Here is a 22437-nt window from a genome sequence, read left to right as displayed (position 1 = left end):
ATCAACCGTCATCCCGCTTTAGGCTCTTGTTCGAGCATGATCTTATCGGAAAACCGCTTCGCACTTTTCCGGATCATGCTGGGCATACGGCAGCCCGCCCTCAATCCCATTTTGGCGCGAAGCCAAAGTCGGTCAGGCGGCCCTTGGGATTGGCCAGCGCGGCGATCCGGGCCATCTCGTCGTCGGAGAGCTCGAAATCGAAGATCTCGATGTTCTCCGACAGACGCTCGATGCGCGAGGTGCGCGGGATCGCTGCGACGTTCTGCTGCACGAGCCAGCGCAGGCAGACCTGCGCCGGCGTCTTGCGATGCGCCCGCCCGATCCCGGCGAGCGTCTGGTCGGTCTTGATGCGCCCCCTGGCGATCGGGCTGTAGGCGACCAGCGCGAGCCCATGCTGGTCGCAGGCCGCCCTCACCTTGGCCTGGTCCAGATAAGGGTGAAATTCGACCTGGTTGCAGACGAGCGGCTCCGGCGACAGCGCGACCGCCTGCTCGATCAGCGCCACCGTGAAATTGGAGACGCCGATGTGACGCGTGAGGCCCATTTGCCTGGCATGCGACAGCGCGCCCAGCGTCTCCGCCAGCGGCACGTGCGAATTGGGCCAGTGCAGCAGCAACAGATCGACGGAGGGAAGTCGCAGCCGCGCAAGGCTCTCCTTCACCGACCGTTCGAGGTCGTTGGGCGCGAAATGGTTGGTCCAGACCTTGGTGGTGAGGAAGACGTCGTCGCGGCGCACGCCGGAGGCGCGCACGCCATCGCCGACCTCGCGCTCATTGTCGTAGACCTGTGCGGTGTCGATGTGGCGGTAGCCGAGCCGCAGCGCCTGCTCGACCACGCGCGCGCATGGCCGCCCGCTCAACTCCCAGGTCCCGAGCCCGATCGCCGGGATCCTTGCGCCATTGGCCTCGACGAACAGCATGAGGAATCCTCTCTGTTGCGGTCGCCCCAAATACCATCAGGCATCATTATGGACCGGGTCCGGGAGGCTGCCAACGGAAGCCGTTGCAACCGGGCCGGTTATTCAGCGCAATGCTAATGGGAGGTTCGCGTCAGGCTTTGGCAAGCGCCTGGAACACCGTATCGGGCGCATGCGCGATCACGGCGAGCAGCGCGCGGGCCGGTCCCCGCGGGGCGCGCTTGCCCTGCTCCCAGTTGCGGATGGTCTCGACGGGAACGCCGAGCTTGGCGGCGAACTCCATCTGGGTCAGGCAGGCGCGGCGGCGCAGGTCGCGCACCGCGAGCGAGCCGGTGTCGGCCGGCGCGGCATTGGCCGTGGGCTGGACCGGAAATTCCTGCCCGTCCCGCAACTCGACGATCCGTCCATCCGCCTTCAGCCGCAACCGCATGTTCATTCCCCCAGGCCCGGGCGATGATGCGTCAGGTCGCTTAAGTTCGGATTAAAGATGATGGCGGGCCGTCATTCCGGGGCGCGCGGAGCGCGAGCCCGGAATGACGGAGCGGAGACGAGAGCTACTACCTCAACCCGAACCACAAGGTCGCAATCCCGAGGAAGGAGAAGAACCCGACCACATCGGTCACCGTCGTCACGAACGTCCCTGACGCCACCGCCGGATCGGCCCGGACACGTTCGAGCGCCATCGGGATCAGGATGCCGCCGAGCGCGCCGGCGACGAGGTTGCAGATGATCGCAAGCCCGATGACGATGCCGAGGCCGGGGATCTTGAACCAGGCCACCGCGGCAATGCCCGTGATCACGGCGAAGGCCAGGCCGTTGACGAGGCCGACCAGGCCTTCGCGCATCACCACGCGCCAAGCATTGGAGGAGCCGAGCTCGCGGGTCGCGAGCGCCCTCACCGCGACCGTCATGGTCTGGGTCGCGGCGTTGCCGCCCTGGCTCGCCACGATCGGTGCGAGCACCGCGAGCGCCACCATCTTTTCCAGCTGGCCCTCGAACAGGCCGAGCACGGAGGACGCCAGGAAGGCGGTGGCGAGATTGACCAGCAGCCAATTGAACCGCGCCCGGGCAATGGTGAACACGGTGTCCGACAGCTCTTCGTCGCTGGTGACGCCGCCGAGCGCCTTGAGGTCTTCGTCCGCCTCTTCCTCGATGACGTCGACGACGTCGTCCACGGTGATGACGCCGACCAGGCGATCCTGGGTGTCGAGTACGGGAGCTGCGACGAGATTGTACTTGCCGAACATGCGCGCCACCTCCTCCTGGTCCTCCAGGACGGAGACGCGACGGCGATCCTCGTCGGTCAGTTCGGCAAGCGCCACCGGGCGGCGGGCGCGGAGCAGCACGTCGAGCGAGATCGCGCCCTGCCAGTGCTGGTCCTTGTCGACGACATAGATCTCGTAGAAGCGGTCGGGCAGATCCGGCGTCTCGCGCATGTAGTCGATCGCCTGCCCCACGGTGAAATCCTGGGGCACGGCGATGAACTCGGTCTGCATCCGGCGGCCGGCGGAATTTTCCGGATACAGCAGGCTGCGCTCGAGCGCGACGCGCTCCCGCATGGGCAGCTTCTCGAGGATCTCCTCCTGCTCGGCCTCGTCGAGGGTCTCCAGCAGCTCGACCGCATCGTCGGATTCGAGCTCGCGGACGCCTTCCGCGACCGTCTCCGGCGGCAGCTCATCGAGGATCTCCTCGCGGACGCTCTCGTCGACTTCGTTCAGCGCCGAAAAGTCGAAGTCGCGGCCCGTGAGCTCGACCAGGCGGACGCGGTCGTCGGGCTCCAATGCGCCGATGAGATCGCCGAGATCGGCCTCGTGCAGCTCGGCAACGCAGGCGCGCAGCGCGGCGCTGTCGCCGGCCTCGATCGCACGGGCAATTTCCTCGACGAATTCATGACGAATTTCGCCGTCTTCATTGCGCATCGGCACGTGGTCGAGTACCGAGGCCGCAGCGGATGGAGCACCGTCCATATGTTCATCCATGGTGCGCCTCGCCGTTTGACAGGTTGGTGGTCTGAGCTGATGGTTCAGGCAATACCCACAAGGCAACTCCGAGCGCAATGGCAAAGATGCTTCGGCTGAAATGGACATCGATGTCGGCGGGCGCGGTGCTCGCGGCCCTCGCCGGCATCGCCTCGACTGAAGCCGCCGAGTGCCCGCGCAAGGATGCGCTCGGCACCTCGCGCATTCTGAGCGTCGACGCCAGGACCACGCCGCGCGTGGGCTTGAAGAGCTTTCCGCAGACGCTGCCGCTCGCCGATCACGAGGTCGTGCTGACCTTCGACGACGGCCCCTATCCGCCGACGACATCGAAGGTGCTGGCGGCGCTGGCGCAGGAATGCGCGCGCGCGACCTTCTTCCTGATCGGCCTGCACGCCTCCGAACACCCTGACGTGGTCAAGCGCATCGCGCGCGAGGGCCACACCATCGGCCATCACACCTGGTCGCACCCATTCATGGCGCGGATCCCGCTCGACAAGGCCAAGGCCGAGATCGACCGCGGCATCGCCGCCGACGAGATGGCGCTGCACGGGACCTCGACCACGACGCCCTCGACGCCGTTCTTCCGCTTCCCCTATTTCGAGGCGACGCAAGCCGAGCTCGACCTGCTCCAGTCGCGCGGCATCGTCGTGTTCGGCGCCGACCTCTGGGCCAGCGACTGGAACGAGATGACGCCGGAGCAGGAACTGAAGCTGATCACCGAGCGGCTCGCCGCGGCCGGCAAGGGTATCATCCTCTTCCACGATCCCAAGGCGCGCACGGCCGCGATCATGCCGGCCTTCCTGCGGTATCTGAGGGAGAACGGCTACCGGGTGGTTCACGTCGTCCCGGCGGGCGCAGCGCAGAAGAATGCCGATACGCGCTGATGCCGGAATGTCACGCCGTCGCAAAATGGGGTGATTTAGGGCCTATTAACACTCTGTTCATGCTACGCCGTGCAAGTATTGAAGCGGACTCGTCGTGGGGAAGGTTCTTGTGCCTGAACCGTTTCCTGATGTCTCCGACCTACTATGGCGACAATCGCGTATGAGGGCAGACGGGATTCATGATCGGAAGTAGCGTTGTTGTTCGGACGCGATCGTGGATCGTCCTTTGTTTGGGCTTGCTGACCGTTGGCGCACCGGCGGCCCTTGCAGCCGACTGTCCCGGCCACCCGGACGCGCTCGGGACCTCCCGCACCCTCGTGGTCGATCCGCACGAGCATCCGCGCATCGGCACGATGCAGTACCGCGAAACGCTGCCGCTGAAGGACCACGAGGTCGTCCTGACCTTCGACGACGGTCCGCTGCCGAAATATTCCAACCAGGTGCTCCAGATCCTCGCCGACGAGTGCATCAAGGCGACCTTCTTCATCATCGGCGGCCAGGCCAAGGCGAACCCGGAAGGGGTGCGCAAGCTTGTCGCGGCGGGCCACACCGTCGGCACGCACAGCATGAACCATCCGCTGACGTTCGACCGGATGGGAATCGAAAAATTCGAGCCCGAGATCAACGGCGGCATCGAGTGGACTTCGGCCGCGATGACCGATCCGTCCAAGCTCGCGCCGTTCTTCCGCATTCCCGGCCTGATGCGCGCCGAGGGCGTCGAGAACTATCTGATCTCGCGCGGCATCCAGGTCTGGAGCGCCGATTTCCCCGCCGACGACTGGCGGCACGTGTCGTCCGACCGCGTCTACCAGCTCGCGATCCAGCGGCTGGAGGCCAAGGGCAAGGGCATCCTGCTGCTGCACGACATCCAGGCCCGCACGGTGGCGGCGCTGCCCAAGATCATCCGCGATCTCAAGGCGCGCGGTTATCGCATCGTGCATGTGGTGCCCGCAACCGCGGACCGCCCGGCGACGCCGACCACGCCGGTGGAATGGCTGCTGCATCCGCCGACCGAGACCGTGCCGATCGCGCGCTGGCCGGCCGTGCCGAACTTCGTATTCACGCAGACCCAGACGCTTCCGGCGCCCTCGCTTGCCGATCTCAATGGGCAGACCGGGCATCAGCCGCTGCTGCCGCGCCGGACCATGGCGCAGGCGAACGTCGCCGCCACCCTGCCCGTGCCCGACCGCGATCTCTTCGCGATTCCCGAGGGCTCGATCGAGGTCTTGCTGTCCACGACGCTGTCGCGGCGGGCCGCGACACGGCTGGCGATGGCGGCCGAGACGCCCCGTGCGGCCACGAGCAAGGCTGCCAAGTCGCAGGCGCGCCGCACCGCCCAAGCGGCACACGGCGCACCGAAGCATGCCGCGCAGGCCAAGGGCACGGCCCCCAGGAGCGCTGCCCCCAAGAACGCTGCTCCCAAGAGCACTGCGCAGAACGCCGCGCCGCGTCCGACCCGCGTGGCCAGCCTGAAGAAGCGCGCGCAGTAAGCTCTACTGCCGCATGATGTTGGCGACGCAGAGCAGCACGATCAGCGCCAGGAAGAACAGGTCCATATAGGACTTGAGCTCGCCGTCGCGGCGCAGCCGCGCAACGTCGGTCACGATCTGCTTGCGCGTCGAGGTTCCGCCAGCGCCATCGTTGATCGGGGCCTGAAGGCGCTTGGTCTCGGCTTCGAGCTTCTCGATCTTCTGGAAGAAGTAGAACGCACGCAGCGTCGAGGCCGCGCGCATGCCGGTGTAGACCAGCACCAGGATCGCGACGATCGCCCGGTTTTGATATTTCTCCAGGAAGTTGAGGCTGAAATAGACCATCGCCATGAACGCGAAATTGGTCACGAAGCGGTAGACGAAGCTTAGAAAGACCATGCTGGCTCCAGCCCAGAGAGATGCGCGCAACCGGATCGTGCTGCGCGTTCAGCGATTATGGGACACAGGCCGGAACAGCCGGCCCGAATGCCGCGCGGGCCCGTCTACGCCAACTTCGTTTCAACAAAGATACCATCGCCCTCAACTCGCCGCCTTTTAACCACGCGCGGCCATAATGCAAGCCGGGCCACGACGGCCGGCCTGTTCCGCACACGGATGTCCGCAACGCTCAATGGCGATCTGGCGGGAGTCGCGATAGACTGCGGCTCGCCGCCATATGTGGGGTCTGCCGATGCCGAAGAAGGGAATCACGGGCCACGACGACTGGGTTCTGACCGAAGCTCTCGCGACGGCGCTGGTCGCGCTGGAGCAGCTTGAGCCAAAGCACCAGCCGAACGCGCATATGGACGACATCCGCAAGATGCTTGCGAACGGCAAGGAGCCGGCGGCGGTGAGCCTGCACCTCGCCCAGGCCAAATGCCGCCTGTTTCCCGATCTCGACCCGCTGGAGATCTACCGCGAATACGGCATCGGCGAGGAATATGGCTGAGGGGGGCGGATCATCACCCTACTCCCGCCCGCATCGTGCGCGACATCGGACGAGCTGCACAGCGCGTCCTCGACGATGACGACCCTGAAGCCGAGATCGACAGCGCTCAGGACCGTCGACAGGACGCAGACGTCCGTCTCCGCCCTGGATGTCGGCAACTTCCGACGCGCTGTCCCTCGTCGTCCTCCACCTTCAAACGCATGGCCGCGCGACGGCACGCGGCGAGCACATCGGCTGTCATGCGCGTCCGACAGCCGTCGTTCCGCGGTCATCCGCGGTGGGCGAAGCCCCGCGCCATCAGCGCGCTCCATCACGCCGGCGAATCGCGGGATCGATTGACGGTGTCAGCGATCGGACCGGTCACGCGACGGCCCGACCGACGCAAGCGGCGCGCGGAAGAGGACCGGCGTGATGCCAGTCCCGGGTCTACATCAGAAAAACTTCAGGGATTTCAAAGCCAAGTTCGGCCTTGTGGTGCGCTCGGAGGGACTCGAACCCCCACGATTTTACTCACTGCCACCTCAAGGCAGCGCGTCTACCAGTTCCGCCACGAGCGCTTTGGGGATGCCGGCCTGAGGCTTGAGGGCCGGCCGGATCAACGGCGCCGATCTAACAAATCCATCAGAGGGGTACAAGCCTGCAAAGGCCCAGAATTCCACAAGCTTGGCAGGAAAGTTCCGGCCCTCCCCGCAGGATCGGCCTTTACCGCATGCCCGGGCTGCTATCGCGTGCCCTGGGCCGTTACCGCGTGCCCAGGCCGCTACCGCGTGCCCAGGCCGCTACCGCGTGCCCGGCGTGCGTGGCAGCATCTGCTTGACCTCGACCGCGATCCGGTTGCGGTCGACCAGCACGACGCCGGAGGCGACCGGCAGGTTGTTGGCCAAAACCTTGACCTCGTCGGCCTCGGTTGCATCCAGCTCGATGATGGCGCCGCGGGAAAGACGTAATACCTGATGGATCGGCATGGTGGTCGTCCCGAGGACGACCATGAGATCCACGGTGACTTTATCGAGAGTGGGCACTGTCGGGACCGCCGCAACTTGAGACTGGCATTTGCGCCTGCAATCATCACCACGTTATGGTTAGCCAATGGTTAATTCGCCTCAAAACCCCCGCCAAGATCAGCGTCAAGACCTCGATCTGACGTCGTTTTCCGCCACAGGCGGCGAGCCCGTCGAGTGGCGGATTTCGGACGCGCCGGTGCCCTATCCGGAGGCCGTGGCCGCCATGGAGGCGCGGGTTGCCGCGATCGCGGCCGGCGAGGCCCTCGAGCTGGTCTGGCTGCTCGAACACCCCCCGCTCTACACCTCCGGCACCTCGGGCAAGGATTCGGACCTGCTCGATCCCCGATTCCCGACCTTCGCCACCGGGCGCGGCGGGCAGCTCACCTATCACGGGCCCGGCCAGCGAGTGGCCTACATCATGCTCGACCTCAAGCGCCGCCGGCCTGATGTCCGGGCCTATGTCGCGAGCCTGGAGGAGCTGATCCTGAAGACGCTCGCCGCCTTCAACGTCCGCGGCGAACGGCGCGAGGACCGGGTCGGCGTCTGGGTGAAACGGCCTGACAAGGGATCGGAGCACGAGGACAAGATCGCCGCGATCGGCGTCCGGCTGAAGCGCTGGGTCTCGTTCCACGGCATCGCCATCAATGTCGAGCCGGAGCTGTCGCATTTTGCAGGGATCGTGCCCTGCGGCGTCGCCGATCCCCGCTACGGCGTCACCTCGCTGGTCGATCTCGGCCAGCTCGTGACGATGGCCGATGTCGACGTTGCGCTTCGGCAGGCGTTCGAAGAGCTGTTCGGACCGACCCGCGCGCTGGTGCCGGAAGCGGCCGCCTGACATTTTCCTGTTCGAGCCTGACCGCGCGAGTTCTCCGCTCGTAATGGAATCGGCTATGCTTGTTTCAGGTGCCGCCCACGCCTCCCCCCTCCGCCGGGAAAGCAGACCTCATGCCGGGCGAGTTGATCATCGGCCGACTGTTCGAGCGCCAGGCATAAGGAGGGGTTGCGATCCATGCTCGCAATGGGAGGTTTTGACGATGAGACTCTCTGCACCCATCTATCATCTGAAGCGCAAGGCGAAGCGCCTGTCCCGCGAGGAAGGCATTCCGCTCCACCACGCGCTTGACCGCATCGCCACGACGGAAGGGTTTTCCGCCTGGAGCATGCTTGCGGCAAAAGCCGCCGCGATGACGCCGTCCAATCGGCTGTTCCCGCAATTCCGGCCGGGTGACCTGGTGCTGGTCGGGGCGCGCCCCGGTCAGGGCAAGACGCTGATGAGCCTCGAGCTTGCCGTGGAGGCGATGAAGTCGGGCCATCGCGCCGCGTTCTTCTCGCTCGAATATACCGAGAAAGACGTGTTGGAACGCCTTCGGGCGATCGGCGTGGACCCCGCGCAATTCGCTGACATGTTCGAGGTCGATTGCTCCGACGCGATCAGCGCCGATTACGTCGTCAAGCAGATGGCCGCAGCCCCCCCGCGGCACGGTCGTGGTGATCGACTATCTGCAACTGCTCGACCAGCGACGGGAAAACCCCGACCTGACCGTTCAGGTGCGCGCACTGAAATCGTTCGCGCGCGACAAGGGGCTGATCGTCGTCTTCATCTCGCAGATCGACCGGTCCTATGATCCCTCACTCAAGCCATGCCCCGACCTCGACGATGTCCGCTTGCCGAACCCGCTGGACCTCAAGCTGTTCGACAAGACGTGCTTCATCAACAACGCCGAAGTGCAGTTCCGCGCGGCGAGCTGATGGCTTCGGGCCGCGGGTGAGATGGTTCACCCGCGGCCCGCAACGTCATGCCGCCTTCAGCGCAACCTCGAGCTTGCCGGCGATGTAGCGCCGCTCCTGCGTCAGTCCGCCAAAGCCGTAGGCGTCGCCCTTGACCTCGTCGACATGCAGATAGGTCTCGGGATGAAGCGGGCCCAAAATCTCGGCCATGCGCTTGAACATCGCGGCGAGATAGGCCGCCTTCTCGTCCTTGGTGTTGGTGCCTTCGGTGACATGGATGTCGATCCAGTAGCTGGCGAGCCTCTGCTCGGCGAGTGACTTGCCGCCTGCGAACCAGTCGCCGGCATCGACGGACTTCACGATGATGGCGGTGACCTTGGGATCCTTGTGCAGGATTTTTGCCGTGAGTTCGGACACGGCGCTGGCGATGTCGGCCTTCAGCGAAGGCGATTGGCGCGAGGCGGTGTAGGACACGGTGATCAGGGGCATGGTCGTTCTCCTCAAGATGCCGCACTGGCGTTGCGCGGTGGTGATGAAAAGCTAGACCTCCCCTCGTCATTTTGGTATCTTATCTCTGTTGATACCAGTGATAACCAACTATAATGACAGCCACACTCGACATCGCCACCATCAAGGCCTTCCTGCTGGTCGCCGATCTCCAGAGCTTTACCCGCGCCGCCGAAGCGCTCGGCACCACCCAGGCCGCCGTCAGCCTCAAGCTACAGCGGCTGGAGACGTTGCTCGGCAAACGCCTCGTCGAGCGCTCGCCGCGCGCGGTCCGGCTCACCGCCGACGGCGCCGCATTCCTCGATCGCGCCCGTGCGCTGATGGAAGCGCATGACCGCGCGCTGTCCGGCGATACATCGACTGCACAATCCCTCTCGCTCGGCATCTCCGACCATGCCGCGGGCCCCGAACTGGTGCCACTGCTCGAACGGCTGCACGCGATGTCCGCGAACCTCACGCTCGCCGTCACCATCGGCTTCTCGCGCGAGATGCAGGACGCCTATGACGCGGGCGAGCTGGATGCGGTGATCGTCCGCCAGGAAGGCAGCCGCCGCGGCGGCGAGAAGCTCGCCGAGGACGAGTTTTGCTGGTTCGCGTCACGACGCTTCACGCTGCCGAAGGGTGAGCCGCTGCCGCTCGCGACGCTCGCCCCGCCCTGCGGCGTTCGCGCCATTGCGGTCCGCGCGCTCGACAGGGCCGGCCTCGCCTGGCGCGAACGTTTTGTCGGAGGCGGCGTCACCGCAGTGGTCGCTGCCGCGCTTGCCGGACTTGCCATCGCGCCGCTGGCGCGGCGGATCGCGCCTCCCGGGCTGATCGACATCGGGCCCGCGCACAAGCTGCCGAAACTCGGCAGCTCGAAGGTGATGCTGCATTCGAAGGTCAGCGATCCCGCGAAGCTGGCGGCGCTGCGGGCGGTGGCGGCGACGTTCAAGAGCGTTGCCGCCTGACGTCCATCACCTCACAAGATCGCCTCGAACGCGCTGCGCAGCGTCTCGTGCCGGAACACAAAACCGCGGCTCAGCGCCTTGTTCGGCAGCACGCGCTGGCCACCGAGCAGAAGCTCGTCGGCAAAGCCGCCGCCGATCCGGCGCAGTAGGCCGCCGGGGATGCGGAACACGGCGGGCCGATGCAGGCGGCGGCCGAGCTCCTCGGTGAACTTTGCGTTGGTGACCGGGATCGGCGCGGTGGCGTTGACGGGCCCAGTGAGATCGGGCGTCGCGATCACATAGGCGATCAGCCGGATCAGATCGTCGCGCTCGATCCAGGACATCCACTGCCGCCCGGTGCCGAGCGGCCCGCCAAGGCCGAACTCGAACGGCGTCAGCATGCGCGTGATGAAGCCTCCTTCCGTGCCGAGCACGAGGCCGATGCGCAGATAGACCACGCGCACGCCAAGCTCCTCCGCCGGCCGCGCCGCCTGCTCCCACGCCGCGCACAGTTCGTGGCTGAAGCAGGCATGCGACTTCGCCGACTCCGTCAGCACCTGGTCGGCCCACAGGCCGTACCAGCCGATCGCGGAGCCGCTGACGAGCACGTCGGGCTTGTGGTCGAGCCGCGCGATCAGCTTGACGACCTCGCCGGTCATGTCGATGCGAGACTTCAGTATCTCTGCGCGTTTCGCCTCGGTCCAAAGGCCGTTGCCGATCGGCTCGCCGGCGAGATTGACGATGGCGTCGATACGCATGTCCGAGGCGAGCTGATCGAGGCTGGTGATCAGCGTCACCGGCGGCGGCAGCAGCTCGGCCTTCGCCGGGTTGCGAATGAGCGCGATGACGTGATGCCCTGCCGCGCTGAGGCTCGCCGCGAGGCGGCTGCCGATGAAGCCGGTGGCACCTGTGATCAGCACGGTCTTGCGCCCGGGGAGCTTTTCGACGAGCCCGTACGCCGGCACGCTCGTCATGCGGCCGAGCCGGCGCACCGCCGCAAAATCCCTGATCCCGCAGAGCGCTGCGCCGACCGCACAGGCGGTCGCTGCGATGCTGAGCAGACCTTGATACACGACGGTCACGCCGAACGGCCGCATCGCCCAGTCGATCAGGACCGGCAGCAGCAGGACGAGAATGGCGCCGTAGTTGATCGCAAGCAGCGTGTGATTGATGCGCTCGCTCGGCGGCAATTTCCGGCTCAGATCCTCCTCGACGAAATCCATCAGCGTGATGACGACCTCGGCGACCAGCACCGCGACGATCGAGAGCGCCAGCAGGCCATGAACCTCGAGCCAGCCGAGCACGAGGAACAACAGCGCGTAGAGCATGTTGCGGACGCCGTGCAGCTTCAGCTCGAAGCGCTGCGACGGACGCCAGGCCAGGCGCTCGGTGAATTCGTGGTGATAGAAGGTGTCGAACACGCCCATCGCGATCTGGACGGCGATGAGGATCCACAACAGCGGCGTCATGATACGGCCTCCCTGAAGGTGGCGGACTGGTGGATCAGCGCACCGTAACGCGGGTGACTGAGATCGAGGGTGAAGCGGAAGGCGCCCTCGCCGAGATCGCGATGCGTCACCGTGAGGTCGCCCGGCGTCAGCCATCGCGGCAACGGAATCCACAGGCTTCCGAGCTGGAGCCCGTAAGCGGCGCTGCGGAAGGTCAGCACCTGGTCCTCGACCGCGATGCGCAGCGCCATCGAGAGGCCGAAGCCGACATATTCCTCGAGCCCGGTCGGACCGGCGAAGCGCTTTGCGGAATGGATCACCTGCGGAAAGCCGCGCTTGCGCGCGCAGATGCGCGTCCAGGTCTGGCCGCCGCTGGCGCCGTCCTCGGTGACGGTGACGATCATCGGCACGCCGGTGTCGCGGCCGGTCGGCAATGGCCCGCCGATCAGGCGTACGAGCTGCGCGAGCCACCAGCCGATGTCGCTGAAAGCGACCTCGTCGACGACGCCGACATAAACGACGCTGTCGCCGTCAGCGACGCGCTTGGAAAAGCGCCGCCAGGTCGCGAGCGGCAGGCGGCCCCAATCCTCGTCCGACAGCAACGCACGGAAGCGGCGGTCGTCGAGCAATTTGGCGTGAGTGGGAAGAGATGCGCTGGAACCTGATAATCGAGCCGACGTCATCGCACCCTCCCCGACGCTATTTGACCTTGCCCAGCGGCAGCAGGTTGACGACCTTCTCGCCAAGCCGCATCAGGGCGACCAGCCGCGGCCGCGGCACCTTCAGCATCTGCATGAACCAGTGGTCGGCGAGCTCGGTGAAGGCGAGCATCTCCTTCAGCCGTTTGCTCGCGACCGGATTGATGGTCGGATCGTCGGCGGCATCGGACACGCAGGCCCGGAGCGCTACGATCGCTGGATCGAGCTCCCGCTCCTTGCGCCGCGCCGCGATCCGGGCCGCAACCTCCCAGATGTCGGTCTCGGCTTCGAAATGATCGCGGCGGTCGCCGAGGATCGGCACCCGCCGGATCAGGCTCCAGGCCAGCAGCTCCTTGATCGAGTTGGAGACGTTGGAGCGCGCCATGCCGAGCGTGTCGGCGATGTCCTCGGCGGTCATCGGCGCTTCCGCCAGATAGAGCAGTCCGTGGATCTGGCTGACCGAGCGGTTGACGCCCCATTCGTCGCCCATGTCGCCCCAATGCAGGATGAAGCGCTCGACGGCGGCAGGGAGTTTCTTCTTTCCGGTCGTTTCTGTCATAACAGAAATATCTGACGGATGAGATTGACTGTCAAGTGCTCCCCGACGGCCTGTCCCCCTGCATACCGTCCGCTGCATTTGCCTAAAAACTTCCCAGAGGCCAGGAACCAAACGACTTATTCAGCGTTTGCACGGGTCGAGGCAGGGTGTCCGAAATGGTTAGAAAGTCCAATCAGCAGAGAGACTTGTTCGAGAGCGAACGCAGTTTCCGGCTGTTGGTCGAAGGGGTTGCCGACTACGCCCTGTACATGCTCGATCCCAAGGGGATCATCACGAGCTGGAATATCGGTGGCGAGCGCATCAAGGGCTATTCGCCCCAGGAGATCGTCGGCCAGCATTTTTCGCGTTTTTACACCGAGACCGACCGGGCCAACGGCAAGCCCGCCCGCGCCCTCGGCATCGCCCGCGACAAGGGCCGCTACGAGGAGGAAGGCTGGCGCGTCCGCAAGGACGGTACCTTCTTCTGGGCGAGCGTCGTGATCGACCCGATCTACGAGGACGGCGAGCTCATCGGCTTCGCGAAGATCACGCGCGACATCACCGAGCGACGCAACACGGAGCTCAAGCTCGAGGCGATGCAGAAGCAGCTTGCCGAATCCCAGAAGTTCGACGCGCTCGGCCAGCTCACCGGCGGCGTCGCCCACGATTTCAACAATCTCCTGATGATCATCAGCGGCAGCCTTCACACCCTGAAGCGGGGCGCCGACGACGGTGCCAAGCTCCAGCGCGCGATCTCGGCGATCGAGACTGCGACCCGGCGCGGCGCCGCGCTGACCAACCAGCTCCTCACCTTCGCGCGGCGACAGAGCGTCAACCCGCAGGCGATCGATCTTGCCGAGCGCATCGGGGCGATCCGCGAGGTGCTCGAGGCCGGCGTCGGCAGCGCCGTGCGCCTCGCCTTCGACATCGCCCGCGAGGTCTGGCCGATCAGAACCGACGTCTCGGAGTTCGAGACCGCGCTGCTCAATCTCGTCATCAATGCCCGCGATGCGATGCCCGACGGCGGCACGGTGACGATCCGCGCCCGCAACGTCGTGCTGGACGAAGCTCCGCTCGCCGGCGAGTTCGTGGCGATCGACGTCGCCGACACCGGGCTCGGCATTCCCGCCGACGTCGTCGACAAGATTTTCGAGCCGTTCTTCACCACCAAGCCGATCGGCAAGGGCACCGGTCTCGGCCTGTCCCAGGTGCACGGCTTTGCGCACCAGGCCGACGGCACGGTGAAGGTCGCAAGCGAGCTCGGCAAGGGCACGACTTTCAGCATCCTGCTGCCGCGCGGACGGGATGTGCCGGCGCGGGAAACGGCGGAAGCGGTGCCGTTCCGCGGCGCCGGCACGGTGCTGCTGGTCGAGGACAATCCGGATGTCGCCATCGTCAGCATCGGTCTGCTGGAGCAGCTCGGCTACCGCGTTCGCCGCGTCCCCGACGCGGAATCCGCGCTGCGCGAGCTCGAGCAAAACGGCGTCGATTTCGTCTTTTCGGACATCGTGATGCCCGGCAAGATGGACGGCCTCACCCTCGCCCATCATCTGCGCCTGATCCGCCCCGGCCTGCCGATCCTGCTCGCCACCGGCTACAGCGAGGCCGCCGCCGACGTGCGCGGCGATTTCCCGATCCTGCGCAAGCCCTACGAGATCCACGAGCTGAGCGAAGCAATCGCGAAGCTGCCGAGGTGATCTTCACCTCTCCCCGCTTGCGGGGAGAGGTCGAATTCGATCGCAGATCGAATTCGGGTGAGGGGGTACAGGTCACTCGACGACCACTCGTGTTGAGAGAGGCTCCTCACCCCAACCCTCTCCCCGTAAGAACGGGGTGAGGGAGCACACCATCTGTGTGGAACGAGGTGTAGCTCTCAAACCGTCGGCAACACCGAGAACTTCTCCCCTGCCCTGCGCAGGTTCAGCTCATCCGCACCGGCCGTCTCGCTGGTGACACTGTCGACGCGCGAGGATGGCGGACCATGGCGGCATAGCGCGACCATGTCGGCGACGTGGTTCGGCGCGCCCGCGAACAACGCTTCGACGCTGCCGTCGCGGCGGTTGCGGACCCAGCCTTCGAGGCCGCTCGCGGTGGCCTGGTATTCGACCCAGGCACGATAGCCGACGCCCTGCACGCGGCCGCGGATCATGACCTGGAGGATCGCCCGGCTCATTTCTTGAATCCGAGCACATCGGCGCCGCGCGCCTTCGTCTCGGCCTCGCGCATGACACGGCTGGTCAATTCCGCGGACGCCAATCCCTTGAGCGCTTTGGGCGGCGCGCCTTCGCGCAGCGCCTTCAGCGTATCGTGGACGGCCTGCGTCGCGGCCGCGATCGGCGCATGGCCCTGGAGCGCGATGCGCACGCGCTGGCCGGCGAGATAATCGGGCGCATTCAATTCTTCCGGCGCGCCGCCGAGCACGATCGGCAGATGCGTCGCGGCTGCGACTGCTTCAAGCTCGGCACGCGACTTGATGCCGGTGAAGAACAGCGCATCCACGCCGGTCGCCTCGTACGCCTGCGCGCGGCGGATCGTATCGTCGAGCGAGGTGATCGCGGCAGCTCCAGTGCGGCCCATGATGACGAGCGTGGGATCGCTGCGGCCGCTGAGCGCCGCCTTCATCTTGCCGACGCCCTCCTCCAGCGATATCAATTGCGTCTTCGCTTCACCGAAGGCGGCCGGCAGCAGCGTGTCCTCGATGGTGAGACCGGCCGCACCCGCCGTCTCCAGCTCCTGCACGGTGCGGCGCACGTTGAGCGCATTGCCATAGCCGTGATCGGCATCGACCAGCACCGGCAGCGCGGACGCGCGCGACATCCGCCGCATCTGCTCGGCGAGCTCGGTGAGCGTGATCAGCGTGATATCGGGGTCGCCGAGCACGGCGAGCGAGGCCACCGAACCGCCGAACATGCCGAGCGGAAAGCCGAGATCCTCGGCGATGCGGATCGAGATGGCGTCGTAGACCGAGCCGGGATGGATGCAGCCCGGACCCGACAGGATCGATCGCAGTTTTTCGCGGCGGGAACGAAAGGCCATGGTCGCCTCACTCGCAATTCCTCATCCTGAGGAGCGCGCTCTTGCGCGCGTCTCGAAGGATGAAGGCCCGGCTGGTGGCCTCGCCCTTCGAGACGCCGCGCAAGCGCGGCTCCTCAGGGTGAGGGTCGACTGTTGTGCTCCGGAGTGCTTACGCAAACTCCAAAATCAGTGCGTCCACCGCGAGCGTCGCACCGGCGCTGGCGTGGATCTTCTTCACGGTGCCGTCCTGCTCGGCGCGGAGCACGTTCTGCATCTTCATGGCTTCGACCACCGCGAGCGTCTCGCCGGCCTTGACCTCCTGCCCTTCCGTCACCGCGATCGAGACGATGAGCCCGGGCATCGGGCAGAGCAGCTTCTTGCCGGTGTCGGAGGCCGTATTCACAGGCATCAGCCGCGCCGAGGCGGCCTCCGCCTCGGTCCAGACATAGACCGGCACCTCGACGCCCTGATGCGCGAGGCGGATGCCGTTGGCGATCGGCCGGGCCTGCACCGCGACGAAATGGCCGTCGATGGTGCCCTGCCAGACCGGATCGCCCGGCTTCCACGGCGACTGCAATAGATGCACGTGGCCGGCCTTGCCCTCGGCATCGACGAAGCGCACCGCGATCGCCTCGCCCTCGCGACCGACCTCGAGCGAAATCTCCTGGCGGTCGAGCCAGACCGCGCGGCGGCGCTCACGCTGCACGACGCGGCCACCAAGCTGACCGGAAATCTGACGCTTGCGTTCACCCAGCACGTGGTCGATGGCGGCGCCGACCGCGGCGATCCGCCGGGCGACCTCGCCTTCGGGCACGCGCACCGCAAAGCCCTTGGGGAATTCCTCGGCGATGAAGCCGGTCGAGAGCCGGCCCTCGCGCCAGCGCGGATGATGCATCAGCGCCGACAGGAACGGGATGTTGTGACGGATGCCGTCGACATAGAACGAGTCCAGCGCGGTCGCCTGCGCCTCGATCGCGGCCGCGCGCGACGGCGCGTGGGTGACGAGCTTGGCGATCATCGGATCGTAATGGATCGAGATCTCGCCGCCTTCCTGCACGCCGGTGTCGTTGCGGATGGTGATGCCGTCCTGGCTCGCTTCCGCCGGCGGACGATATTTCACCAGGCGCCCGATCGAGGGCAGGAAGTTGCGGAACGGGTCTTCGGCGTAGAGGCGGGATTCCACGGCCCACCCGGTCAGCGTGACGTCCTTCTGCGCAAGGCCGAGCTTCTCGCCGGCGGCGACGCGGATCATCTGCTCGACGAGGTCGATGCCGGTGACGAGCTCGGTGACGGGATGCTCGACCTGGAGGCGCGTGTTCATCTCCAGGAAGTAGAAGCTCTTGTCCTGGCCTGCGACGAACTCGACGGTGCCGGCGGAATCATAGTTCACGGCCTTGGCCAGCGCGACCGCCTGCTCGCCCATCTTGCGGCGGGTGGCCTCGTCGAGCAGCGGTGACGGCGCTTCCTCGATGACCTTCTGGTTGCGGCGCTGGATCGAGCATTCGCGCTCGCCGAGATAGATGACGTTGCCGTGCTTGTCGCCCAGCACCTGGATCTCGATGTGGCGGGGATCGACGATGAACTTCTCGACGAAGACGCGGTCGTCGCCGAACGAGGCCTTGGCCTCGGCCTTGGCGAGGTTGAAGCCTTCGGCGACCTCGCTCTTCGAATTCGCGATGCGCATGCCCTTGCCGCCGCCGCCGGCGGAGGCCTTGATCATCACGGGGTAGCCGATCTCGTCGGCGATGCGGACCGCGTGCTTGTCGTCCTCGATGACGCCGAGATGGCCCGGCACGGTCGAGACCTTGGCCTTCGCGGCGGCCTTCTTGGATTCGATCTTGTCGCCCATCGCGGCGATCGCGCCCGGGTTCGGGCCGATGAAGACGAGGCCGGCCGCCTCCAGCGCGCGTGGGAACGCCTCGCGCTCGGACAGGAAGCCGTAGCCGGGATGCACGGCCTGTGCGCCCGTCTTGCGGCAGGCCTCCACGATCTTCTCGATCACCAGATAGCTCTCGGCCGCAGCCGGCGGGCCGATCAGCACGGCCTCGTCGGCCATCTCGACATGGAGGGCATCGCGGTCGGCCTCGGAATAGACCGCGACCGTTTCAATTCCCATCCGGCGGGCAGTCTTGATGACCCGGCAGGCGATTTCGCCGCGATTGGCGATCAGGATGCGTTTGAACATGCTTTTCTTGAGTCTCGACCTTGGGCGGGACCCTTCCCCGGCCGTTGGGGCCTCTGGGATGGGCCGTGTGACCCCCGTGGTACATTAAAATAGGCCGGAGGCAACGGTCTAAATCCGGCCCCTCTGGTGTACCAGCGCAAGACCGAAACGGGCTTGGGCAACGGGCTCGGCGCGCCCCGGGATGGGCCTACGGCTTTCCGGCCCTGGCCGCGTCCCGCAACAGGGCGTGAATGAAGTCGAGTTTGGCGACCACCGCCTGCGACAGGATGAACGGATAGAGGTCGCGCATGCCCATGGCGCGGTTGACGCTGTTCATGGCGAAGGTGAAGGGCAGCCATGCGTCGACCAGCGTCTGGACGCCACGTGCCTCGTAGGGGTTGAACCGGAGCCGCGTCGACAACTCTCCGTCACGATCGACCCGCGGCCGCACCTCCATACCGAACTCGGAGGCCATCTCCAGGGTGTCGACGATGTGGAGGTAGTGCGCCCAGGTTTCGGCGAAATCCTCCCAAGGATGCGTCGTGGCGTAGGTCGAGACATAGCTCTGCTGCCAGTCCGGCGGCGCGCCTTCGGCATAATGGCGCTGCAAGGCCTGGCCGTAATCGGCCGAATCGTCGCCGAAGACGGCGCGGCATGCGTCGAGCTTGCCACCCTCGCGGACCAGCACATCCCAGAAATAATGTCCGACCTCGTGGCGGAAATGCCCTAGCAGCGTCCGATAGGGCTCGCCCATCTCCAGCCTGCGCCGCTCGCGCTCGATGCCGTCGGTTTCGGTGAGCGCGATCGTGATGAGGCCGTTGTCATGGCCGGTCATGATCCTCTGTCCGCTGTTCGGATCGTCGGCGAGGAAGTTGAAGATCAGGCCGCGCTCGGGATTGTCCTGCCGGTTCTGGAGCGGCAGCTTCCAGCGGATCAGGGAATAGAACAGCCGGTGTTTCGCCACCTCCAGCTCGCGCCAGCCGGCGAGCTGAGCCGGATCGGAGAGATCGGGCACCATGCCGTTGTGACGGCAGGCGCGACAATATCCGTTGGTATCGCCCGGATCCGTCAGCCAGTTGCAGGCATCGTACTCGGCATTGCGGCACAGCATCCGTCCCCTGCCCTTATCGGCCAGCGTCGTCCAGGACACCGCCTGAGCCTCGCCGTCCGGCTCGAGCGCCGACATCGTCTCCCTCTCCGGGAGGAAGGCGACGCGGTGACCGCAACGTCCACAGGCGCGGTTCTCGAAATAGAGGACGTTGCCGCAGGCCTGGCAGACAAAGAGCTTCAAGATTTAGCCTCTTCGAAAACGGAGTTTTATGAATGAGCGTTATGGCGCCTCGCAAAGACGCGTCCGCAGACGCATCGTTCCAATCTTCGGAACAAATAGCCAGCCCCGCCGTTAGCTGACCGGACTTTTCCGCGTTCAGGCTGGCCGCGGGCCTTTCCGACAATCTATCCCCTTTGAGCAATGGCTATCACGCTTTGTCTGTGTGAATATTGGTCCGGCACGTGCGCACACGCATCACAACGGCCGACGCCTTGAACGATCCTTTGCCAGAGACAATCGCCGCCGAAAGGCTGCGCCAGCACCTCGAAGATGTCGCGCGCGAGCGCGACAATGCCTATCGCGCGCTCCAGGAGCGCGAGGCCGAGCTCGCGCGCATCCAGCGCATCGGCAAGGTCGGCGGCCTCGAGGTCGACTTCCGCGAGGGCTTCAAGAACCGCCGCTCGCCGGAATATCTGATGATCCACGGCCTGCCCCCCGAAGCCGCCGACGAATCGCACGAGGACTGGGTCAACCGCATCCATCCCGATGATCGCGACGCCGCGGTGAAACACTTCTTCGATGTGCTGGCTGAGACCAGCGAGGATTATACCGCCGAATACCGCATCATCCGTCCGAGCGACGGCGAGACCCGCTGGATCCGCGTCGTCGCCAAGATCGAGCGTGACAGCAACGGGCGCGCCATCCGTCTCGTCGGCGCCCATATCGACATCACCGACCAGATGCTCGCTCGTGAGACGCTGCGCGAAAGCGAGGACCGGTTTCGGCTGATCGCCGACAGCGCGCCAGTGCCGATCTGGGTCACAAAACTCGACCGCAAGCGCTCCTTCGCCAACCAGGCCTATGTCGACTTCGTCGGCCTGCCCTACGAGGAGGCCATCGATTTCGACTGGCGCAAGGTGCTGCATCCGGACGACCTGCCGCATGTGCTCCAGCAATCCGTCCAGGGTGAAGCGTCGCTAAAACCCTTCGTGCTGGAAGCGCGCTACAAGAACGCCAGCGGCGAATGGCGCTGGCTTCGCTCCGAATCCCAGCCGCGCTGGGATCCGACCGGCAAGCATATCGGCTTCATCGGCGTCGCCCACGATATCACCGCCGCCAAACAGGCCGAAATCGAGCTGCGGCGGCTCAACGAGACGCTGGAAGAGCGCATCGTCGAGCGTACCGCCGAGCTCGAATCCAACGAGGCCCGCCTGCGCGCGATCCTGGAGACCAGCAACCAGTATCAGGGGCTGGTCAACCTCGAGGGCGAATTGCTCTACGCCAACAAGACCGCGCTCGCCGGCATCCGCACCGAGGCGCGGGACGTCATCGGCCAGCCGTTCTGGGACACGCCGTGGTTCACGGAGACCCCGGGCATGAGCGACGTCGCGCGCGAGGCCTTCGAGACCGTGCTGAGGGGCGAAGCGGTGCGGATGGAGATGCGGCTGCGCCTGCCGATCGGCGAGCGCGATTTCGAGTTCGGCATGCGCCCCGTGCTCGACCGCCACGGCAACATCACGGGCGCGGTGCCGGAACTGGTCGACATCACCGAGCGCCGCCGCGGCGAGGAAGCGCTGCGGCAGTCGCAGAAGATGGAGGCGATCGGCCAGCTCACCGGCGGCGTCGCCCACGACTTCAACAACCTCCTGACCATCATCCGCTCGGCGACCGACTTCCTGCGCCGGCGCGAGCTGCCGGAGGAGCGGCGCCGCCGCTATGTCGACGCCATCTCCGACACCGTCGAGCGCGCCTCGAAGCGCCGCACTGGCGTTGGCAACGCGCCGGACGACATAGCCGAGATCCTCCAGCAGCTCGGTCGAGAACTGGCCGACGTCGTCATTGTCCTCGACCACGAGCACGCGGTAGCCGCGCCCGGTGGTCGCGGCCTCGCTGGTCCGCGCTGCGGCTTCGTTGTCGGCGGCCGGGCTCTGCGCCTGCGGAAGGTAGATCGTGAAGGTCGCGCCTTTGCCAGGCGTGCTCATCACCGCGATGTCGCCTTCGGACTGCTTGGCGAAGCCGAACGCCTGGCTGAGGCCGAGGCCGGTGCCCTTGCCGACCTCCTTGGTCGTGAAGAACGGCTCGAAGATGGCGTCGATGTTTTCCGGTGCGATGCCGCTGCCGGTATCCGCGACCGAGATCGCGACATAGTCGCCGCCACGCGCCGATTGCGCGCGCAGGCTCGGGATGCCCTGCACCTTGCGCACCGCGATGGTGAGGCGGCCTTCGTCGTCCATGGCGTCGCGGGCGTTGATGGCGAGGTGTGGAATCGCTGTCGCGCATCCTGCGCAAGGCGATCACCGAAAAGCTGTCGGTGGCGCGGTGAGTGTTATGGTTGCACGAAGCTCCCACAGACTCCGTCTTTGCGAGCGCAGCGAAGCAATCCAGGCTGCCTCCGCGGAAAGACTCTGGATTGCTACGCTGCGCTCGCAATGACGGCGCTGGCGCCCCGTCCCAAAGCAACGGAACTTGACGACATGAAACCCGCCCTCCTCTCCGCCTGGCAGACCTGGGCGCTGCTGTCCGCTTGCTTCGCCGCACTGACCGCGATCTTCGCCAAGGTCGGCGTCGAGAACATCAATCCGGATCTGGCGACCTTCATCCGCACCATCGTGGTGCTGCTCGGCTTTTCGGTGCTGCTGTTCTTCACCGGGCAATTCGCCGTGCCCTCGGCGATCTCGTCCAGGACCTGGCTGTTCCTGGTGCTGTCGGGGCTCGCGACCGGCGCATCCTGGCTGTGCTATTTTCGCGCGCTGAAGCTTGGCCCTGCCACGCTGGTGGCGCCGATCGACAAGCTCAGCGTCGTTCTGGTTGCTCTCTTCGCGTTCGCCTTCCTCGGCGAGCGTCCGACAGCGCAGGGCTGGACCGGCATCGCCATGATCGGCGCCGGCGCGGTGCTGCTCGCGGTGAAGTTTTGAGGTACTGATCCCGCGGCGGTACGTTTC

Annotated in this window: 20 protein-coding genes, 1 tRNA gene and 4 pseudogenes; 9 read left to right on the top strand and 16 right to left on the bottom strand. The window is 65.9% G+C overall.

The features are described 5' to 3' along the window. Positions 1-100: 100 nt before the first annotated feature. The 3 genes from ACFLEY_RS18335 to mgtE form a co-directional block, all read right to left on the bottom strand. Complete coding sequence (locus tag ACFLEY_RS18335) at positions 101-919, bottom strand: aldo/keto reductase (RefSeq protein WP_011088005.1); 819 nt, start codon at positions 917-919, stop codon at positions 101-103. Positions 920-1049: 130 nt separating this feature from the next. After that, positions 1050-1352 (bottom strand): DNA-binding transcriptional regulator, encoded by a 303-nt coding sequence (locus ACFLEY_RS18330; RefSeq protein WP_011088006.1) that lies wholly within the window; start codon positions 1350-1352, stop codon positions 1050-1052. Between the two features lie 121 nt (positions 1353-1473). Then, positions 1474-2895 carry a magnesium transporter gene (gene mgtE / locus ACFLEY_RS18325; protein ID WP_011088007.1) on the bottom strand — a complete coding sequence of 474 codons (1422 nt, stop codon included), beginning with the start codon at positions 2893-2895 and terminating at the stop codon, positions 1474-1476. Between the two features lie 77 nt (positions 2896-2972). On the opposite strand from mgtE, the gene ACFLEY_RS18320 reads away from it, so the two are divergent. Together ACFLEY_RS18320 and ACFLEY_RS18315 are read left to right on the top strand one after the other, a co-directional pair. After that, entirely contained in the window at positions 2973-3779 is an 807-nt protein-coding gene (locus ACFLEY_RS18320) for a polysaccharide deacetylase family protein (RefSeq protein WP_082757065.1), read from the top strand. 179 nt (positions 3780-3958) lie between these two features. After that, on the top strand, positions 3959-5269 hold the full coding sequence (locus ACFLEY_RS18315; RefSeq protein ID WP_060912537.1) for a polysaccharide deacetylase family protein: 1311 nt from the start codon (positions 3959-3961) through the stop codon (positions 5267-5269). 3 nt (positions 5270-5272) lie between these two features. On the opposite strand, the gene ACFLEY_RS18310 is transcribed toward ACFLEY_RS18315, so the two are convergent. After that, positions 5273-5647, bottom strand: coding sequence for a hypothetical protein (locus ACFLEY_RS18310; RefSeq protein ID WP_011088010.1), 375 nt, complete (start codon positions 5645-5647; stop codon positions 5273-5275). Positions 5648-5939: 292 nt separating this feature from the next. Here ACFLEY_RS18310 and ACFLEY_RS18305 point away from each other — a divergent pair, with 292 nt between their 5' ends. Further along, on the top strand, positions 5940-6197 hold the full coding sequence (locus ACFLEY_RS18305) for a hypothetical protein (RefSeq protein WP_063194972.1): 258 nt from the start codon (positions 5940-5942) through the stop codon (positions 6195-6197). Between the two features lie 29 nt (positions 6198-6226). On the opposite strand, the pseudogene ACFLEY_RS18300 reads toward ACFLEY_RS18305, so the two are convergent. The 3 genes and pseudogenes from ACFLEY_RS18300 to ACFLEY_RS18290 all read right to left on the bottom strand — a co-directional run. Further along, a pseudogene (locus ACFLEY_RS18300) lies at positions 6227-6340 on the bottom strand (isochorismatase family protein); the annotation flags it as partial. A gap of 329 nt (positions 6341-6669) precedes the next feature. Beyond that, positions 6670-6754, bottom strand: a tRNA-Leu gene (locus ACFLEY_RS18295). A gap of 222 nt (positions 6755-6976) precedes the next feature. After that, on the bottom strand, positions 6977-7219 hold the full coding sequence (locus ACFLEY_RS18290) for a FliM/FliN family flagellar motor switch protein (RefSeq protein ID WP_011088012.1): 243 nt from the start codon (positions 7217-7219) through the stop codon (positions 6977-6979). Positions 7220-7286: 67 nt separating this feature from the next. Here ACFLEY_RS18290 and lipB point away from each other — a divergent pair, with 67 nt between their 5' ends. Both lipB and ACFLEY_RS18280 read left to right on the top strand, forming a co-directional pair. After that, positions 7287-8036 carry a lipoyl(octanoyl) transferase LipB gene (gene lipB, locus ACFLEY_RS18285; protein WP_060912538.1) on the top strand — a complete coding sequence of 250 codons (750 nt, stop codon included), beginning with the start codon at positions 7287-7289 and terminating at the stop codon, positions 8034-8036. 199 nt (positions 8037-8235) lie between these two features. Continuing rightward, a pseudogene (locus ACFLEY_RS18280) lies at positions 8236-8950 on the top strand (DNA helicase). A gap of 45 nt (positions 8951-8995) precedes the next feature. Here the strand turns inward: ACFLEY_RS18280 and ACFLEY_RS18275 are convergent. Beyond that, positions 8996-9418: a 4-oxalocrotonate tautomerase family protein gene (locus ACFLEY_RS18275; RefSeq protein WP_028171473.1), complete on the bottom strand. Its 423-nt coding sequence runs from the start codon at positions 9416-9418 to the stop codon at positions 8996-8998. Positions 9419-9531: 113 nt separating this feature from the next. On the opposite strand from ACFLEY_RS18275, the gene ACFLEY_RS18270 reads away from it, so the two are divergent. Further along, positions 9532-10383: a LysR substrate-binding domain-containing protein gene (locus ACFLEY_RS18270; RefSeq protein ID WP_028171472.1), complete on the top strand. Its 852-nt coding sequence runs from the start codon at positions 9532-9534 to the stop codon at positions 10381-10383. A gap of 11 nt (positions 10384-10394) precedes the next feature. Here ACFLEY_RS18270 and ACFLEY_RS18265 read toward each other — a convergent pair whose 3' ends face one another. The 3 genes from ACFLEY_RS18265 to ACFLEY_RS18255 are packed head-to-tail and all read right to left on the bottom strand — an operon-like array spanning position 10395 to position 13067. Beyond that, positions 10395-11831, bottom strand: a complete 1437-nt coding sequence (locus tag ACFLEY_RS18265; protein ID WP_060912539.1) for a TIGR01777 family oxidoreductase — start codon at positions 11829-11831, stop codon at positions 10395-10397. Next, positions 11828-12493 carry a DUF4166 domain-containing protein gene (locus ACFLEY_RS18260; protein WP_011088018.1) on the bottom strand — a complete coding sequence of 222 codons (666 nt, stop codon included), beginning with the start codon at positions 12491-12493 and terminating at the stop codon, positions 11828-11830. The genes ACFLEY_RS18265 and ACFLEY_RS18260 overlap by 4 nt, the downstream gene beginning before the upstream one ends. Positions 12494-12509: 16 nt before the next feature. After that, a complete protein-coding gene (locus ACFLEY_RS18255) occupies positions 12510-13067 on the bottom strand; it encodes a GbsR/MarR family transcriptional regulator (protein ID WP_028171470.1) in 558 nt (185 codons plus the stop codon). A 155-nt stretch (positions 13068-13222) separates the two neighbouring features. Here ACFLEY_RS18255 and ACFLEY_RS18250 point away from each other — a divergent pair, with 155 nt between their 5' ends. Beyond that, entirely contained in the window at positions 13223-14743 is a 1521-nt protein-coding gene (locus tag ACFLEY_RS18250) for a PAS domain-containing sensor histidine kinase (RefSeq protein WP_028171469.1), read from the top strand. A 176-nt stretch (positions 14744-14919) separates the two neighbouring features. Here ACFLEY_RS18250 and ACFLEY_RS18245 read toward each other — a convergent pair whose 3' ends face one another. From ACFLEY_RS18245 to ACFLEY_RS18230, 4 genes are all read right to left on the bottom strand, one after another. After that, entirely contained in the window at positions 14920-15219 is a 300-nt protein-coding gene (locus ACFLEY_RS18245) for an acylphosphatase (protein WP_011088021.1), read from the bottom strand. Continuing rightward, on the bottom strand, positions 15216-16082 hold the full coding sequence (locus tag ACFLEY_RS18240) for an oxaloacetate decarboxylase (RefSeq protein ID WP_011088022.1): 867 nt from the start codon (positions 16080-16082) through the stop codon (positions 15216-15218). Before ACFLEY_RS18240 ends, ACFLEY_RS18245 begins: the two co-directional genes overlap by 4 nt. A 148-nt stretch (positions 16083-16230) precedes the next feature. Then, positions 16231-18246: an acetyl/propionyl/methylcrotonyl-CoA carboxylase subunit alpha gene (locus ACFLEY_RS18235; protein ID WP_060912540.1), complete on the bottom strand. Its 2016-nt coding sequence runs from the start codon at positions 18244-18246 to the stop codon at positions 16231-16233. Positions 18247-18433: 187 nt separating this feature from the next. After that, complete coding sequence (locus tag ACFLEY_RS18230; RefSeq protein WP_060912541.1) at positions 18434-19516, bottom strand: putative zinc-binding metallopeptidase; 1083 nt, start codon at positions 19514-19516, stop codon at positions 18434-18436. Positions 19517-19971: 455 nt separating this feature from the next. Between ACFLEY_RS18230 and ACFLEY_RS18225 the strand changes: the two are divergent. Next, a pseudogene (locus tag ACFLEY_RS18225) lies at positions 19972-21189 on the top strand (PAS domain S-box protein); the annotation flags it as partial. Between the two features lie 297 nt (positions 21190-21486). Here ACFLEY_RS18225 and ACFLEY_RS18220 read toward each other — a convergent pair. Next, positions 21487-21729: pseudogene (locus ACFLEY_RS18220) on the bottom strand (ATP-binding protein); the annotation flags it as partial. A gap of 240 nt (positions 21730-21969) precedes the next feature. On the opposite strand from ACFLEY_RS18220, the gene ACFLEY_RS18215 reads away from it, so the two are divergent. Continuing rightward, a complete protein-coding gene (locus ACFLEY_RS18215) occupies positions 21970-22410 on the top strand; it encodes an EamA family transporter (RefSeq protein ID WP_082757271.1) in 441 nt (146 codons plus the stop codon). Positions 22411-22437: the final 27 nt, after the last annotated feature.

The sequence above is a fragment of the Bradyrhizobium sp. YCK136 genome (assembly GCF_044570075.1).
In the GTDB taxonomy this organism is placed as follows: domain Bacteria; phylum Pseudomonadota; class Alphaproteobacteria; order Rhizobiales; family Xanthobacteraceae; genus Bradyrhizobium; species Bradyrhizobium diazoefficiens.
Note: the sequence above shows the minus strand (reverse complement) of the source record. Positions and strands in the feature narration are given on the sequence as shown.

What these genes read in the sequence shown, in the direction of transcription:
- lipB (WP_060912538.1), top strand. Translation starts at nt 7,287, where the DNA reads ATGGTTAATTCGCCTCAAAACCCCCGCCAAGATCAGCGTCAAGACCTC.
- ACFLEY_RS18240 (WP_011088022.1), bottom strand. Translation starts at nt 16,082, where the DNA reads ATGGCCTTTCGTTCCCGCCGCGAAAAACTGCGATCGATCCTGTCGGGT.
- ACFLEY_RS18275 (WP_028171473.1), bottom strand. Translation starts at nt 9,418, where the DNA reads ATGCCCCTGATCACCGTGTCCTACACCGCCTCGCGCCAATCGCCTTCG.
- ACFLEY_RS18235 (WP_060912540.1), bottom strand. Translation starts at nt 18,246, where the DNA reads ATGTTCAAACGCATCCTGATCGCCAATCGCGGCGAAATCGCCTGCCGG.
- ACFLEY_RS18320 (WP_082757065.1), top strand. Translation starts at nt 2,973, where the DNA reads ATGGCAAAGATGCTTCGGCTGAAATGGACATCGATGTCGGCGGGCGCG.
- ACFLEY_RS18335 (WP_011088005.1), bottom strand. Translation starts at nt 919, where the DNA reads ATGCTGTTCGTCGAGGCCAATGGCGCAAGGATCCCGGCGATCGGGCTC.
- ACFLEY_RS18260 (WP_011088018.1), bottom strand. Translation starts at nt 12,493, where the DNA reads ATGACGTCGGCTCGATTATCAGGTTCCAGCGCATCTCTTCCCACTCAC.
- ACFLEY_RS18245 (WP_011088021.1), bottom strand. Translation starts at nt 15,219, where the DNA reads ATGAGCCGGGCGATCCTCCAGGTCATGATCCGCGGCCGCGTGCAGGGC.
- ACFLEY_RS18270 (WP_028171472.1), top strand. Translation starts at nt 9,532, where the DNA reads ATGACAGCCACACTCGACATCGCCACCATCAAGGCCTTCCTGCTGGTC.
- ACFLEY_RS18250 (WP_028171469.1), top strand. Translation starts at nt 13,223, where the DNA reads ATGGTTAGAAAGTCCAATCAGCAGAGAGACTTGTTCGAGAGCGAACGC.
- ACFLEY_RS18315 (WP_060912537.1), top strand. Translation starts at nt 3,959, where the DNA reads ATGATCGGAAGTAGCGTTGTTGTTCGGACGCGATCGTGGATCGTCCTT.
- ACFLEY_RS18305 (WP_063194972.1), top strand. Translation starts at nt 5,940, where the DNA reads ATGCCGAAGAAGGGAATCACGGGCCACGACGACTGGGTTCTGACCGAA.
- ACFLEY_RS18330 (WP_011088006.1), bottom strand. Translation starts at nt 1,352, where the DNA reads ATGAACATGCGGTTGCGGCTGAAGGCGGATGGACGGATCGTCGAGTTG.
- ACFLEY_RS18265 (WP_060912539.1), bottom strand. Translation starts at nt 11,831, where the DNA reads ATGACGCCGCTGTTGTGGATCCTCATCGCCGTCCAGATCGCGATGGGC.
- ACFLEY_RS18310 (WP_011088010.1), bottom strand. Translation starts at nt 5,647, where the DNA reads ATGGTCTTTCTAAGCTTCGTCTACCGCTTCGTGACCAATTTCGCGTTC.
- mgtE (WP_011088007.1), bottom strand. Translation starts at nt 2,895, where the DNA reads ATGGATGAACATATGGACGGTGCTCCATCCGCTGCGGCCTCGGTACTC.
- ACFLEY_RS18215 (WP_082757271.1), top strand. Translation starts at nt 21,970, where the DNA reads ATGAAACCCGCCCTCCTCTCCGCCTGGCAGACCTGGGCGCTGCTGTCC.
- ACFLEY_RS18255 (WP_028171470.1), bottom strand. Translation starts at nt 13,067, where the DNA reads ATGACAGAAACGACCGGAAAGAAGAAACTCCCTGCCGCCGTCGAGCGC.